This window comes from Streptomyces camponoticapitis, from assembly GCF_014646115.1.
GTDB lineage: Bacteria > Actinomycetota > Actinomycetes > Streptomycetales > Streptomycetaceae > Streptomyces > Streptomyces camponoticapitis.
On sequence record NZ_BMMV01000047.1, the window covers coordinates 1 to 13,757 of the forward strand.

Annotated in this window: 13 protein-coding genes and 2 pseudogenes; 5 read left to right on the plus strand and 10 right to left on the minus strand. The window is 69.1% G+C overall.

The window, feature by feature from the left end:
* The first annotated feature begins 84 nt into the window (after window positions 1-84).
* Window positions 85-276: a hypothetical protein gene (locus tag IEY79_RS36570; protein ID WP_189111980.1), complete on the plus strand. Its 192-nt coding sequence runs from the start codon at window positions 85-87 to the stop codon at window positions 274-276.
* Between the two features lie 1,010 nt (window positions 277-1,286).
* Here the strand turns inward: IEY79_RS36570 and IEY79_RS36575 are convergent.
* The 3 genes from IEY79_RS36575 to IEY79_RS37890 form a co-directional block, all read right to left on the minus strand.
* Window positions 1,287-2,222 (minus strand): protease-associated domain-containing protein, encoded by a 936-nt coding sequence (locus IEY79_RS36575; RefSeq protein WP_189111981.1) that lies wholly within the window; start codon window positions 2,220-2,222, stop codon window positions 1,287-1,289.
* Between the two features lie 223 nt (window positions 2,223-2,445).
* The gene (locus IEY79_RS36580; RefSeq protein WP_189111982.1) at window positions 2,446-2,877 is read right to left on the minus strand and encodes a DUF6300 family protein; all 432 of its coding nucleotides are present in this window, start codon (window positions 2,875-2,877) and stop codon (window positions 2,446-2,448) included.
* 210 nt (window positions 2,878-3,087) lie between these two features.
* A complete protein-coding gene (locus IEY79_RS37890; RefSeq protein ID WP_229701440.1) occupies window positions 3,088-3,495 on the minus strand; it encodes a hypothetical protein in 408 nt (135 codons plus the stop codon).
* A gap of 70 nt (window positions 3,496-3,565) precedes the next feature.
* On the opposite strand from IEY79_RS37890, the gene IEY79_RS36585 reads away from it, so the two are divergent.
* The gene (locus tag IEY79_RS36585; RefSeq protein WP_189111983.1) at window positions 3,566-4,486 is read left to right on the plus strand and encodes a DUF4238 domain-containing protein; all 921 of its coding nucleotides are present in this window, start codon (window positions 3,566-3,568) and stop codon (window positions 4,484-4,486) included.
* 384 nt (window positions 4,487-4,870) lie between these two features.
* On the opposite strand, the gene IEY79_RS37895 is transcribed toward IEY79_RS36585, so the two are convergent.
* Both IEY79_RS37895 and IEY79_RS37900 read right to left on the minus strand, forming a co-directional pair.
* Window positions 4,871-5,311, minus strand: coding sequence for a hypothetical protein (locus tag IEY79_RS37895; RefSeq protein ID WP_229701441.1), 441 nt, complete (start codon window positions 5,309-5,311; stop codon window positions 4,871-4,873).
* The gene (locus tag IEY79_RS37900) at window positions 5,278-6,387 is read right to left on the minus strand and encodes a replication-relaxation family protein (RefSeq protein ID WP_308426719.1); all 1,110 of its coding nucleotides are present in this window, start codon (window positions 6,385-6,387) and stop codon (window positions 5,278-5,280) included. Before IEY79_RS37900 ends, IEY79_RS37895 begins: the two co-directional genes overlap by 34 nt.
* Window positions 6,388-6,582: 195 nt before the next feature.
* Here IEY79_RS37900 and IEY79_RS36595 point away from each other — a divergent pair, with 195 nt between their 5' ends.
* Window positions 6,583-7,032: a hypothetical protein gene (locus IEY79_RS36595; RefSeq protein WP_189111984.1), complete on the plus strand. Its 450-nt coding sequence runs from the start codon at window positions 6,583-6,585 to the stop codon at window positions 7,030-7,032.
* Window positions 7,033-7,407: 375 nt separating this feature from the next.
* Here the strand turns inward: IEY79_RS36595 and IEY79_RS36600 are convergent, their stop codons facing one another.
* Both IEY79_RS36600 and IEY79_RS36605 read right to left on the minus strand, forming a co-directional pair.
* Window positions 7,408-7,755, minus strand: coding sequence for a hypothetical protein (locus IEY79_RS36600; protein ID WP_189111985.1), 348 nt, complete (start codon window positions 7,753-7,755; stop codon window positions 7,408-7,410).
* A pseudogene (locus IEY79_RS36605) lies at window positions 7,752-8,591 on the minus strand (MobF family relaxase); the annotation flags it as partial. The pseudogene IEY79_RS36605 and the gene IEY79_RS36600, both read right to left, overlap by 4 nt.
* Before the next feature lie 113 nt (window positions 8,592-8,704).
* Here IEY79_RS36605 and IEY79_RS36610 point away from each other — a divergent pair.
* The gene (locus IEY79_RS36610; protein WP_189111986.1) at window positions 8,705-9,211 is read left to right on the plus strand and encodes a hypothetical protein; all 507 of its coding nucleotides are present in this window, start codon (window positions 8,705-8,707) and stop codon (window positions 9,209-9,211) included.
* A 30-nt stretch (window positions 9,212-9,241) separates the two neighbouring features.
* On the opposite strand, the gene IEY79_RS36615 is transcribed toward IEY79_RS36610, so the two are convergent.
* The 3 genes from IEY79_RS36615 to IEY79_RS36625 all read right to left on the minus strand — a co-directional run bounded on the left by IEY79_RS36615 (window position 9,242) and on the right by IEY79_RS36625 (window position 13,212).
* Window positions 9,242-10,756: an FMN-binding glutamate synthase family protein gene (locus IEY79_RS36615; RefSeq protein WP_189111987.1), complete on the minus strand. Its 1,515-nt coding sequence runs from the start codon at window positions 10,754-10,756 to the stop codon at window positions 9,242-9,244.
* Window positions 10,757-10,910: 154 nt separating this feature from the next.
* Window positions 10,911-12,596: an acetolactate synthase large subunit gene (locus tag IEY79_RS36620; protein ID WP_189111988.1), complete on the minus strand. Its 1,686-nt coding sequence runs from the start codon at window positions 12,594-12,596 to the stop codon at window positions 10,911-10,913.
* A gap of 157 nt (window positions 12,597-12,753) precedes the next feature.
* On the minus strand, window positions 12,754-13,212 hold the full coding sequence (locus IEY79_RS36625) for a hypothetical protein (protein ID WP_229701443.1): 459 nt from the start codon (window positions 13,210-13,212) through the stop codon (window positions 12,754-12,756).
* A 342-nt stretch (window positions 13,213-13,554) separates the two neighbouring features.
* Between IEY79_RS36625 and IEY79_RS36630 the strand changes: the two are divergent.
* A pseudogene (locus IEY79_RS36630) lies at window positions 13,555-13,757 on the plus strand (hypothetical protein); the annotation flags it as partial.

Consider the following 13,757-nt stretch of genomic DNA (forward strand, 5'->3'; position numbering starts at 1 on the left):
GGCGCGACGCATGAACCATGCACAACCCAGCAATCCGGGATGAAACAACGGGACGAAACGCCCTCTGAAGAAGATGCTGCGCTGGTGCGGGCCGGGCAGAGGCACGCCTCGCACGGCCGGTACGCGCTGGTCGGACAGCCCGAGAGCCTGGTCATCCTGGAGCGGATGGAGGCCGTTCCGATGCTCCTGCGCGGGCTGTGGGAGAAGGAGGAGAGGACCGTCTTCCTGGACGACCTCGAGTTCGCGCGGGGGCCGCGCATCCGCCTCAGCCGGTGAGCAGCCGGGAACGAGCAGCGGGGCCGGGCAGGACGGTCCTGTCCGGCCCCGCCGCTGTGTGGTCAGCCGCAGCCGAACGGGCCTTCTCCTGACCGAAATCGGCGGCGTCGCATCCCAGGGTCCGTGATTGCTTCGTACGGCCCACGGCTCTGTTCCAACAATAACGGGATGGTGATCTGGGTCACACTTCCCACGACGGCCCAGAATCGCTGTGTGACGTTCTGACGGCCTCTCTGGATCCGGGAGCCTAATCACTAGGCCCAAACCAAAGAGATTACGAAGACTTAGTGCACCAGAATCCCGATAATCCGTTCTCTAATCCGCGCCCAATTAGTGGGCCCCCGCGCGGTGTCCCGTACGCGCGCTAGGCTCTGACCGTTCCTCAGCTCCCCCGGTGGGCGGGGTGCACAGCGCCGGTCGTTCGCTGTGCACCCCGCCCACCGGGGAGGCAGCCGCCTCGTGCACCGGGGGCACAACAGGAGGAGCGCAACGTGGTACGTCGATCAACGAAGAGGCCGAAGCGGCTTCGTCGTCGAGCCGACCGGATCCAAGTGGTCCTGTCGGTACTCGGTCTCCTTGTATCGATCACTACGTGTGTGGATCAGCTTGCTCGCTGATGAAGGAGGAATAGTGAGTCCGCTCGACAAAGACCGGAAGCATGTGAGTCCGGCCGCCATCTACTCGGCCGGACTCACCCGCTGAATCCGCACACAGAGCCCAGCCTGGTGACAGCCGGGCTGGGCTCGCTTCTGCGGAGCGGCTGCCGAGTGACCATTTAGTTGATATCTAAGTGGTCACTGACGTCGAGTGTAGCGACCGACAGCCAATTCCAGGATTCAGATGGGCATCGCGAGCGTTCGGAGCAGCCCTGACACTGTGGGAACTCCTCGGGCGCGCGGTGCGGCCCGGAGGTCTTCCGCTGCTCCCGACGAGCCGCACCGCCTCAGGCTGTTCCTGAGGCTACGGCGGCCGAATGGGTTGCAGCCGGTCTCGTGGGTCATTCTGAGCTATCACGCGGGAGGCAGGCCCGGAAGCACCGTCCCGGTGTACGCGGCGAGCACGCTTCCCAGGGCTCCGCTGACGACGGGGGAGTTGAGGATGCCAACGACGGATCCACCCCAGCGCTGGAGCTTGCCAGGGTCGGGAGATCCGTTGGCGGCTTCGGTTTCGAGACGTGTGGCGAGCTGGGTGAACTCGAGAGCGTCGTCTTCCGGCAGCTCCAGGGCAGGCGCCGCCTGACGCAGAGCGCGGGCGAGCATGACAACCGCCGCGGCGTCGATCCCGTCTCTGTTCGTCGTGGCGTTCATGGTGAACTCACGGCTGTTAGCAGCGATGTTGCCCGTGTTCTCCCTGATGTGGAACGTCGTATTGCCGCTGCTGTTCCGACGCTCGTACGCGCTCACGTCGCCTTCGAAGTGTTCCACGCAGTCCTGCCCTTCTGCAGTGATCTCGGCCCGTACGGGCCCCTCGGTCTGCCCAGTCTTGGTTCCTGTGATCAGTTCCTTGGCGAGCAGGTAGGCGCCAGCACGGTCGATCTCCTCCGGTGTCAGTCGGGCACCCTCAAAGAGCGAGTGCGGGGACTGGAGGACGCTCTCCATGTTGGGGTAGCCCACGCCATCGTTCTTCTGCTCCCACAACCAGGTCAGCAGGCCCTTGCGTGCAGCGGCACTGCGCGCTCGGGGGTCAGCACGCCGCCGCTGGCGTTCCTGCACCCACTGCAGCCCCCGTGGCGTCAGGTTGGCCGCTGGATCACCCATCGTGGCCCAACGATCGCTCAGCAGGCCCCAGTCCTTGCATGTCAGCAAGAGGCGGAAGGACTGTCGTTCGTCGAGACCATGCTGTTCGCCGAAGGCGGTGATCGTCACGTACTCCGCCGAGTCTGCGACCGTCTGTTCGTGGACCCACTCCACAAGCGGCTCATGTAGGGCAACAAAGTCGATGGCCATGGACCCGCTCCTTGCTCGGTGCAGCAGAACTCATAAGCGTAGAACTCGCCACTGACAAAGCATGGTTCCGAGCAGCCTCGATCCTGTGCCGGAGCCTGTGAATGTGTGGCACCTGTTGTCGCTGTGGGCGATGCCCAATGGCAGGCCTGGCCCCGCCACGTCGTTAGCTCTCCTGGCGGATCGAGGCAGCGCACACAGTTCGTGTGACGCCGGCGCCCCGGTCTCAGCCTTGTCCGCGCGGTACGAGGCTGGGGTGGGCGGTTGGGCCGGGTGTCGCTTCGGGCTGCGGGGCGCGGGCCCAGCCGTGAGCGTGCATGGTCTCGGTCTCCCAGTCCTCGAACAACTGGGGCAGTGCCTTCGGTTCTCGGTCCTGGTCGCGGTACCACTGGATGAACGCGCGTCCGGCGGGACGACGAGCGTCGCAGGCCGGACAGAGCTCCATCCAGACGCCGGTCATCGACGCCCCGTGCCAGCGCAGCAGAAGGTCACCGCCGCAGCGAGAACAGGGCCGATCCGGCGCCTCGGCTTGGTCCCGGCCGACGGACTGCAGCCGGGCCAGTTCTTCGTCGCTGACGTTGTCGAGGCTGCCGTCGACGTTGCCGAACCGGCAGAAGGAACCGTCAAGGCGCACCACGGAGCGCCAGGTGAACGACATACAGGCCCTCTCTCGGGGTGGAGCGTGACGCGGGACGGCCACGATCCGCCCGTCGGCTGATCAGCGTCAAGGGGGCTGCACGCGCGCCTCACGTGCGGGGAAGCCACCGGCCTTGTCCTGTGAGTGCTGCGGATTCTCTGTGCCCGGGCATGCCGCTGCCACAGGATGGTCAGGGTTGGGCACGATCGGAAGGCAGACCGCAGGCTGAAGTCACCGCTGCGGCTGCTGAGTTGGGGAGGAGAACGGATGCCTACAGGAGTGGCCGTGGTCTGCGACACCGATGACTGTCTCGCCGTCAATCTGGCGGTCGAGACGGGCAACGATGGTGATGAGCGCTTTGCGGCCAGCCGGTGATGACATGCCCAGGATGCGCGGACGGACGGGGAACGGGAACCGGCGTGCCTTCCGTTCGGCTTCGGCTTTCTCGTCCGCCTTCCGGTGGAACCCCTCCAGGTCGCGGGCCTCTTCGGCCGCCGCTGCCGCCGTCGACTGCTGTTCGCGTGCGTGTTCGTCGGCCGTGACTGCCTGGCATTTGCATGCGTCGCACAGGTGCGGATAGTCGCACCTGGATAGCGGTAGCATCCCGTCCGCTTTCCGTCTCTCTCGCGAATCAGCCACGAGCCGTCCGCTGGCCCCGAGGGCCGGTAATACCGGGCGGCGACATGTCCGACCTCACTACAGTCGCCCCATGCCGCAGCACGCCAAGAAGCATCACTTCATTCCCCAGTTCCTGCTCCATCACTTCGCTGGCCCCAAGGGCAAACTGGTCGCTCACCAGGTGATGAGCGAGCGGCGATTCGGCTCGGCCGTCCGCGACCTGGGCCACCGCAACTTCGGCCACTCGATCTACCGGCCGGGACACGAACCCGACCACGTATCGATGGAGGCGGCCATGGAGAAGATCGAGAACGAGGCCGCCACCGTCGTCAGGGAGCTGGTACAGGGACGGGAGCGCGCTGTACCTGCCCACGCCCGCAGTGCCCTGGCTTGGCTCTTGGCCCTCCAGTGGCAGCGCAGCCGCTTTCTGATGCACGTGACGGGCAAGGCGAGCGGGGTCGAAGACAGCGGGCTATCCGACGAAGAGGTCCAGACCAGCATGATGAGGTCTATATCGATGCGCGTGATCGATCCGTGGCGGCTCCGCCACGACGACGACGCGTACTACAAGGATCAGTGGAACCACCTGGTCTCCACTCTGCTGTCCAGCGACATGCACTGGTCCTGCTACCGCCCCCGCAAAGGCGGGCTCCTGGTCGGCGACAACCCCGTCTGCTTCTCCGGCGTGGTGGGCCCTCCGCCGGAGGACGTGCCGCCCGGCTTCTTTGACCACGGCGTCGGGATCGGATTCCAAAACTTCCGGCGCCTGACTTTGCCGCTGGGCAGCAGCCTCGCCGTGATCATCTCCCGTGACCCCCAGGACGCCTCGCGGCTGCGCGTCGCGGACATCAACCGCTACAGCGTCTTCAACAGCCGTGAGTTCGTGGCGCACGCCCCGGACTGGGCCAAGAGCCACCCGGACCTCGCCCGCGAGCTTCCTCAACTGCTGGAGCGGCAGCGCATGGTCGCGCCCGCTTTCCTGCAGGGATACGCTCCGGGCGGCCGTAACTAGCGCCCGGTTCACTCCCGGCGGCCCGAAGTGTCAGAACCACCAGGCCCTAAACGGAAGGCCCGCTACCGCTAACCACTATCCCGTTGGTCCCCAAGGTCGAAACCGTCGAAGGCGGCCTCGCCGTGGGGGGCGGGGGCGCCTTCTCGGGGCGGGCGGCAGGAAGCTGGCAGTCGGTCAGGCGTCTGCCGCCACTACTGCGGTGCCGGGGTGACTATGCCTGTGCCTGGGTGCGGAAGTAGGCGACGTTGCGGGAGCCGAAGCCGAACGTTCCGCCGTAGACCCACTTCTTGCCGTCGCCCCGAGGCGTAGGCGAGAGGACTGTCGTTGTTGGCGTCTTTCAGTGCGAAGCCCCTTTCGTGAAGACGGGGACGAAGATCGGGCGGGTCAGGGCCGCCGGCGGAACCAGCCGCGGCCCTTGTCCGGCTCCTGGTCGTCCTCCGGCTCGGGCGAGGCTGTGGCCTGGAGGCGGGCGGCTTCGGAGGCGGCTTCCTTCCGGGCGACATCGTCGGCACGGCAGGTGCCGCACACGGATGCGTCCCCGGCCGTCCAGGGGCCGCCGCGGGCGGTGGTCTCCTCCCAGCGCTGGTCGGTGAACTTCTGCCCGCACCGCTTGCACACGGGGCGCTGCGCCTCCCGCGCGGCGGCGCGGCGCCGCTCCTCTGCCGCGTCGGCGCGGGCGGCCTGGTCGCGGTAGAGGACGTCGCCGTCGGGGTTGTCGAGCGCGGCCGTCAGCTTCTGCTCGCCCGTGCGTCCCAGCCGCCGCCACACCGCCGCGTCCGCGCCGTGCTCCGTCAGCTGCTCCAGGGTGGTGACGACGACGGGCACCGCCTGGCCGTAGTCCTTCGCCGTGATCCCCCGGTGGTAGGTGTCGTACGGCGCGGCGCCCAGTAGTCGCGGGCGGCCTCCTCCAGCACGGCGACCGTGTTGGTGACCTTCGCCTCGGTGGTGTCCGCGAACACGAACGCCACCGGGGCCAGGCCCTCCCAGTCGGTCGGCGGGTAGACCCGGCGCCACAGCCGCTTCTCGTGGTCGACGTGCTCGATCGCGTCCGGACGAGAGCGCGCCAGGTCCACGGTGCGCTTGTCCGCTCCCTTCGGCAGCAGCCGGCCCCACTCCCAGTACCGGCGCAGCTTGACCACCAGGTCGTGCGCGTCCTCGCTGCGACGGTCGATCTCCAGCAGCATCGCCGGCACCCCGGCCTCCGGCGCCCGCACCACCAGGTCCGTCCGCTGTACGAAGCCGTTGCCGAGCCGGTGCCCGATCTCCGTCTGGAAACCAAGCCGGTGACCGATCCCGGCGCGGTGGAGTTCGGCGGCCGTCGAGGTGACCGCCGCGGCGTGGTCGTCATAGCTGGCCCCGAGCAGCTTCCCGGTCACCGGGTCGTACTTCTCTTCGCGCAGTGCCGAGACCCGTATGCCCTTCGGCTCCAGCAGCTTCTTCGACTCGCCGTGTCCGCGCCTGGTCAGCACCCACACCTGCCGCTGGTCCTCCCGTACCAACTCGATCCTCACCAGCTGGTGCTCCTCCAGATCCAGGAGGGTGTCCCGTACGAGCTTGTCGTGCTGGTTGTCGGGGCGGGTCAGCTTCCACAGCTGATCGGGCGTAGCCCTCTGGAAGATTCCCAGTACTTGTAGGAGTTCTCGGCGTCGAGGCTCGGTCGAAGTACTCCGGTGCTTGGGTTGCCTTGCTACATCTACATGCTGGTTGTCGGACCTGCGGCGGCCCCCTGTTCGGCGGGCCTGACCTGCGGAAACGCCCGGCTTCTGGCGTCGGGGCGCGGAGGGGGTGATGGAGGGGCCCGCGGAGGGGGCCCCTTCAGTGTAGTCAAGGGGCTGCTCGGGGCCGTCGGTGCTCGCCACAGGGTGCTCCTGGGGGTGGGGCGGGCCTGTCCCGCCGTTCACCTACTACAGGTGCGGTTTCCGGCTCCCGTGTGACGCCGATCTTGCAGAAACCCCTCCGCCGTGACCGCATCGTGATCCACCGGGAGGGGAGAGTTCTCCCCCGTCAGCGGCCTGACTCTGTCCACAGAGCCCGAGTTCGAAGGTGGCTTCGAGGCCGCCGCGACCAGCGGGGCGGCCCGAGTTCAGGAGCCCACCATGCCCGACACCACGCCGCTCGCCCCGATGACCCCCCACGCGGCCATCAGCGCCTTCAACTACCTCCGCGCCGTCCAGGCCGACGACGTCGACGCGGCCCGCGAGTTCGCCGGCGCCGAACCGCGGATGCCCGACCTGCTCGCCGACGTCGCCACCCGGATCGTCGTCCCGGTCACCGCGCTGCCCGGCGCGGACGCGGGCGAGCCGTGCGAGGACACCTTCGCACTGGAGGCCCTCGGCCGCGTCTTCGTGACCTCGCTCCGGATCTGGGCGCGATCCGGGCCGGACGCGGCACAGGGCATCGCCCGCGCGGTCATCGACTTCGCCGCGCAGTTCCTCACCGAGGACCACGAGGACGTCGCCGACACCCTGCGCCAACTGGAGGCCGTCGGTGTGGGCCAGGCCCTCGATGCGCACCCCGTACCGGCCGGTGCGCACCAGGTGCGGTGACGGCATCGGTGGTGCGCGCACCGGCGCACCACACCGTCCATCGCGTACGCACCACAGGCCCCGAGACACCGCACCGAGCGCGCGCCACGGCAGAGCGGCCTCCTATATCACACACCCCCTTGTCCGCGACCTGATCGCCAGCCCAGACCAGCGCTGACAAGGGAAAACGTCCCGGTAGCGAACCTGGTACCGGAAGGACGTGCGCCCGCCGAAACCTGGACAAGGGGGCGGACCGACGGTGCGGGACATCGGGTGCGGCGCATGCTTGCCGGACATCGTCGGATGGTGCGCACCGGGTGGGGTGGCGAACATCGCGGTGCGCACCGAGGGGCGTCCATCGGGTGGAGTCCACTCGGTGGACGATGCCCGGCATCGTCACCACAGCCAGGCGTTGGAGTGCCGCACCCGGGACAGGGCGCGGGCGTCCCGGCGCGCGGCCGCGTTGCCGATCCGGTTCTGCCGGGAGCGGGGCCGGCGCGACTGCCCGGCGGCGAAGCGGCGTTTCCCGGCGTCCTGGAGCCGCCGCCGCTGCTTGCGCAGCTCCTTCTTCTTGTCCGCCTTTGACTTCGGCGTCCGGGGCCGCTTCCAGACCGGCTGCCACCCCAGGGGTTCACCAAGCTCGGACTCCTGGTCCTCGTCGAGCACGGCGGCCATCTCCGCGCGGGCAGCGCGGGCGCGGGCGCGGACCTCTTCATGGTCGGGCTGTTCTTCCGGGGTGCTCACACGACTCCTCCTGTGGTCCGGCCCGGCGCGTGCTGGATGCCGGGCTGCTGGGGCCCCGGCGCCGGGGCGGGCTGCGGACGCAGGCCGTGGGCGGCTTCGCGTGTCCGCTTGCTGTCCTGGAGCGTGGCGGCCACCTTCGCGGCGGCCCCGAAGGTCCGGCGGGACTGCTCCACCGTGTCGTCGTCGACGCCGGCCTCCGGCTCCAGGAGGCGGCCGTCTTTCCGGCCGGTGCGGAACGGCCGCGGGTGCGACCTCGAGGCGGCGGGCACCGCGACGGCGTACGGCCGGGAGCGCGAGCCCAGGCGCTGCGCGCGCCGCGATGCGTTGACCCGGGCAGCCAGGGCGCCGGCGGCGAGACGGGCCCGCTCGTACGGGGGCGCGGTGCGCTTACGTGTCAGCGGGCGCAGCACGGCCTGGTCCTCGGTGTCGCGCGGGTACAGGGCGCGCAGGTCGGCGGTCATCATCCGGCCCCGCCCGACAGGTCGGGTGTAGTAGTCGACGACCGCCTGCACGATCTGTTCGTCCAGGCCGGGCTGGTGGGGTCGGCCGCGCAGGACGTAGGAGAGGTGCCGTCGGGCTTCGGCGAGCAGGTGGTGGCGCTTGAACGCGCCGCGCATCACGTACACCACGGCGACGGTGTCGACGGCGGCCAGCATGATGTCGACCACCGGCCGCACCCGGGCCCACACCGCCGCGGCAGCCGCCCTCGCCCGGACCGCGAGCCGGGAGACGACGTCGGCGCCGTACGCCCCGGTCGCCGACTCCCTCCAACTGTCGCGGAGTTCGGTCAGGGATCTGGCTGCCGTGGGCTTCGGCGGTCGGGTTCGTGGTCGGGCCGGCCACCCCGGACGGCAGGGAGAGATCTCTGGTCTCTGTCCACAGGGTGACCGACCGAGGCTGCGGGGAGTCGTCGCGATCAGCGCGGCGCCACCCGTCTGAGGAGACCTCCATGCCGTACCTGATCCCGCCCCGGACCCCGCTGACGCCCGAGCAGGTGGAGCTCGGCTTCGACTACCTGCTGGCGCTGCAGATGGGTGGCGGTGCTGCTGTCGCCGGGCGGGCGGAAGCGGACCCGGAGCTGGCGTTCGTCCTGCTGCGGCTTGCCGAGGACATCGTCGGGCCCGCCACGGCCGTGGACGGGGAGGCAGAGCTGTCCGCGGACTCCTTCGCGCTGGACGAGGTCGGGTGCGCGCTGCTGTCCGTGGTGCGGGACTGGGCGCGGGACTCCCCTGTCACGGCGGTGCCGGGCATCGCCCGCAGCATCATCCGGTTCACCGTGAACGTGATCCCGGACCCCGGGAACCCGGACACCGCCGACACCCTGGAGGCGATGTGCGATGAGCACCTGGTGCTCGCGCACTCGGTGCACTCCGCACCCGGTGCGCACCGAGTCCATCCGGTGCGCACCGCGATGCGCACCACCGTCCACTCGGTGGGCGTGCTGCGCAGGGCATGACGGTTGAAGACAGGTGGCCGAGTAGCTGGCTCAGATGGTGAGCAGTTCGGCGATCTCATGGGCGAGCTCCGGGCCGAGCGAGCCCCAGCCATCCTTGTAGCCGTACACACTCCCCAGGCTGCGGGCGTCGTAGTCGCCGTTCAGGATGTCTATGTCGGTGGGGGTGATGAGCGACGGGTGGGGGACACCGACGGCGCCCGAGACCTTCAGCAACTCCCTGCGCAGGGTGCGCAGGTACATCGCGGCCCGGATGCCCTTCGAGGGCGCGTCGATGCCGCGCGTCAGCCACGGGTCCTGGGTGGCGATGCCGGTGGGGCACTTGTCGGTGTGGCACTTCTGGGCCTGGATGCAGCCGATGGACAGCATCGCCTCACGGCCCACGTTGATCATGTCGACGCCGAGGGCGAACGCGACGACGGCGTTCTCGGGCAGGCCGAGCTTGCCGGAGCCGATGAAGGTGATGTCGTCGGTCAGGCCCCGCTCGGCGAACACGCCGTAGACGCGGGAGAAGCCCACGCGGAACGGCAAGGACACCGAGTCGGCGAAGATCAGGGGAGCCGCCCCGGTGCCGCCCTCGCCACCGTCGACGGTCACGAAGTCGACCCCTCGCTCGCCCCGCTCCATCAGGGTGGCGAGTTCCTCCCAGAAGTCCATCTCCCCGATGGCGCTCTTGATCCCGACAGGCAATCCGGTCTCCGTGGCCAACAGTTCCACGAAGTCGAGCATCGAGTCCACGTCGTGGAACGCGGTGTGCCGCGACGGCGAAGCGCAGTCCTTGCCTGCGGGAATGTCGCGGATCCCGGCAATCTCGTCGGTCACCTTTGCGCCCGGCAGCATGCCGCCGAGCCCCGGCTTCGCGCCCTGCGAGAGCTTGATCTCGATCGCCTTGACAGGCACGCCCGCGACCATGGACTTGAGCTTGTCGAGGTTGAACGTCCCGTCCTCGTTGCGGCAGCCGAAGTACGACGTACCGATCTGGAGGACGAGGTCCCCGCCGTTGAGGTGGTAGGGCGACAGGCCGCCCTCGCCGGTGTTCTGCATCGTCCCGGCCAGCGCCGCGCCCTTGTTGAGCGCCGTGACGGCCGCGCCGGACAGCGAGCCGAAGCTCATCGCCGAGATGTTGATGACGCTCGCCGGGCGGAACGCCTTCGCGCGGCCGCGCGGTCCGCCGAGCACCTTGGCCGAGGGCAACGCCGCCTGCGGGTCGCTCAGATCGGGCAGCGCACCGGCGAACGTACGCTGCTTCACGTATGCATGACCCTGCACGTGCTCGATGTCGTTGTCGGTGCCGAACCCGAAGTAGTTGTTCTCCCCCTTCGCCGACGCGTAGATCCAGCTGCGCTGGTCACGGCTGAAGGGACGCTCCTCGTCGTTGGACGTCACGATGTACTGCCGTAGCTCGGGGCCGATCGTCTCCAGCACATACCTGGCGTGTCCCACCAGGGGGAAGTTCCTCAGCAGCGCGTGCTTCTTCTGCACGAGGTCGCGGGCGGCCACCAGCGCCAACCCCGCGGCGGCTGCCGCACCTATACTCCGAGCACGCATGACAAAAGTTCCCCTCCTCAACTGGCCGAACCTCACGGTGGCCATCTACCCCGCGCCGCGGAAATGCCACGCGATGCCGCAGATCCGAGGGCACCGCCCCCGCGGGAGGGCCGCCGCGCGGCCCGTACGGGGATCGGGCCGCGCCGCGGGCGGGTCAGAGCGCCGAGTCGAGGTGCCCGAGGTGCTCGATGAGGTTCATGTTCTCGGCGTAGTCCACCGGGCAGTTGATGATCGACACGCCCGGGTCCGCCAGTGCCTCACGGAGCGTCGGCAGCAGGTCCCCAGCGGACTCGATGTCGTAGCCCTTCGCGCCGAAGCTGCGGGCGTACTGGACGATGTCCGGGTTGCCGAAGTCGGTGTTGGAGTGTCCCCCGACCTCCAGGTCCATCTTCCACTTGATGAGCCCGTAGCCGTTGTCCTCCCAGATCAGCACGGTCAGCGGGATGTTCTCGCGAACCGCCGTCTCGATCTCCTGGGAGTGCATGAGGAACGAGCCGTCGCCGACCGCCGCCAGCACCTTCGTCTGCGGCCTGGCGAGCTGAACCGCGAGCGCGCCGGGCAGCGAGAAGCCCATGGTGGACAAGCCGTTGGAGATGAGGCAGGTGTTCGGCGCGTACGTCGGGTAGAGCCGGGCCATCCACATCTTCAGCGCGCCGGTGTCGACCAGCACGATGTCGTCGCGACCGAGCGCGGCGCGGGTGTCGGCGATGACGCGCTGCGGGGCGAGCGGGTAGCGCTCGTCCGCGGCGCCCTGCTCGAGTTCCTTGGCCAGCAGCGTGCGGGTGGCCGCGGTGTCCTCGTCGTCGATGGTCCAGCGCAGGCCGTCGAGTTCGGTGGCGAGGGCGTCGAGGGAGGCGGAGATGTCGCCGATGATGCCGACGTCGACCGAGTAGCTGTCGTCCACCTCCGCCGGGACGCGGTGGATGTGGACGATCTTCTTGTCACCGTCCGGGTTTATCCGGGACGGGTCGAACTCCTGCAGCTCGTAGCCGACGGCGATGACGACGTCGGCCTCCTCGAACCCGAAGTTGGTGTAGTCGCGCCGCATGAAGCCGAACGTGCCGGTCGCGCACGGGTGGTCGTCGGGCAGGACGCCCTTGCCGTGGAAGGTGGTCGCCGTCGACACGTCGAGTGCGGTGGCGAACGCCGCCAGCGACTCCTCGGCGCCGCCGCGCGCCGCGCCGTGTCCGGCGAGGATCACCGGCCGGCGGGCCTCCCGCAGCAGCTCCACCGCCCGCTTGATCTGCTTCGGGGACGGTGCCTCGGGCTGCACGACGTTCCTGTGCAGCGGGCGCAGGTTCGAGCCGTCCGTCGCCTCGTCGACGTCCTCGGGCACGGCGAGGTAGACGGCGCCGGGCCGCTCGGACTCCGCGGTCTTGAACGCGCGCCGCACCATCTCGGGGATGGCCTGGGTAGCCGGGACCTCCGCCGACCACTTCGTGACCGGGGCGAACATGCTCACCAGGTCCACGAACTGGTGGGACTCCTTGTAGTTGCGCTCCTTGCCGACCTGCGCGGTGATCGCGACAACGGGCGTGCTGTTCGTCATAGCGTCGGCGACGCCCAGCATCAGGTTGATCGCCCCGGGCCCCAGCGTCGCGGACATCACACCCGCCGAGCCGGTGAGCCGGCCGTGCATCTCCGCCATGAAAGACGCGGCCTGCTCGTGCCGGGTGAGGACATAGCGGATCTTCTCCGAGCGGGCGAGGGCGTTGGTGAAACGGATGTTCTCCTCGCCGGGCACGCCGAACACCACCTCGACGCCCTCGTTCTCCAGGCAGCGAACCAGGAGTTCGGCCGCTCCGTCGGGGGTCTGCTTCCGGTGCTCGGCGTCGCTCACGCTGATCGTGTCCTCTCCTGAGTTTGGCCGTGCCGATGGGCGGGCCCGGTCAGCCGTCTACCCCGGCCGGCCGCCCGGACGCCTGCGGACCGGGGCTATAAGAAGCTCAGTTGGACCCGGGGGCGCGCCGTCCGGGCCTTCAGCGACGGCGTCCGGTTCAGTCGACCCGGAGGACCTCGTTGCGAAGTGCGCGCAGCAGGGTCAGGGCGTCGTGGTTGTCAGCGTCGGTGAACGCGTGGATCGCGCCCAGGATCGACCCGCCGATCCGCTTGGCGGTGGCGGGGTCGTCGCCGGCGAGAGCGGCCTGATTGTGCAGGGCGTCGGTCAGGAGGAAGACCATGCGGGCCATCGGATCACTGTTGATCTCCGCGACCAGACGGCCGGTTTCGTCGTGGTCCGTGGTGGCGTCGATGCCGAATGCGGAGATCAGGATGCGGTGGAGCGTGTGCTGCCCGTACGCGGCCAGCAGGGTTGGCAGCGGGCGCTCGCCCGCACCGCCCGCCAGGACCGCCAGGGCGTCGTCGTTGTCTCCGACGACGGCCTCCAGCGCGGCCAGGGCCCGCCCGAAAACGTACGCCATTTGGAGGTGGCGCAGCCGCTCATTGGTGAAGTCCAAGGCTCCACGTCCGTGCGCGACTGCTTCAGGGCCCGCACCGCCGACAGGTCGATCGCCGTACGGGGCTCGTCGTCCGGCTCCGGCCGGTCGGGATCGGCGTCCTGGTGCGCGGGCAGGAGCTCGGTCTCCGTGGCCCTGCAGTGCGGCGTTTCGCCTGAGCGTGCGGGACGGCTGGTGTGATCATTAACGCGTTTGCAGGCAGGGTTCCGCTTCAACTCGCGGGCCTGCTGGGGCAGTTATGAGCCACGGCAGATAACTGCCTGTGCACCCTTGGTTCGTCTGAGTAGTGTCCTGCGTTCGTACATGTGTCGTATTTCTCTACAGGGAAGGACACACGCTTCCGTGTCTTCACACAGACATCAAGCACCAAGGCGCCGGGCGCGTTTCGCGGCCGGGGCCGCGCTGCTCCTGGTCGTCGAGACCGCGCTCATAGCCGGGGCCTCGATGCCGGCCGGCGCGGCGCCCGCGCCGGAGCCCGGCGCGGCGAAGGTGGTCCAGCCGTCGAAGGCCGACATCCTCACATCGGATATCGCGTGGGCGGCCGA

What these genes read in the sequence shown, in the direction of transcription:
- IEY79_RS36595 (WP_189111984.1), top strand. Translation starts at nt 6,583, where the DNA reads ATGCCCGACACCACGCCGCTCGCCCCGATGACCCCCCACGCGGCCATC.
- IEY79_RS36610 (WP_189111986.1), top strand. Translation starts at nt 8,705, where the DNA reads ATGCCGTACCTGATCCCGCCCCGGACCCCGCTGACGCCCGAGCAGGTG.
- IEY79_RS36585 (WP_189111983.1), top strand. Translation starts at nt 3,566, where the DNA reads ATGCCGCAGCACGCCAAGAAGCATCACTTCATTCCCCAGTTCCTGCTC.
- IEY79_RS36575 (WP_189111981.1), bottom strand. Translation starts at nt 2,222, where the DNA reads ATGGCCATCGACTTTGTTGCCCTACATGAGCCGCTTGTGGAGTGGGTC.
- IEY79_RS36615 (WP_189111987.1), bottom strand. Translation starts at nt 10,756, where the DNA reads ATGCGTGCTCGGAGTATAGGTGCGGCAGCCGCCGCGGGGTTGGCGCTG.
- IEY79_RS36580 (WP_189111982.1), bottom strand. Translation starts at nt 2,877, where the DNA reads ATGTCGTTCACCTGGCGCTCCGTGGTGCGCCTTGACGGTTCCTTCTGC.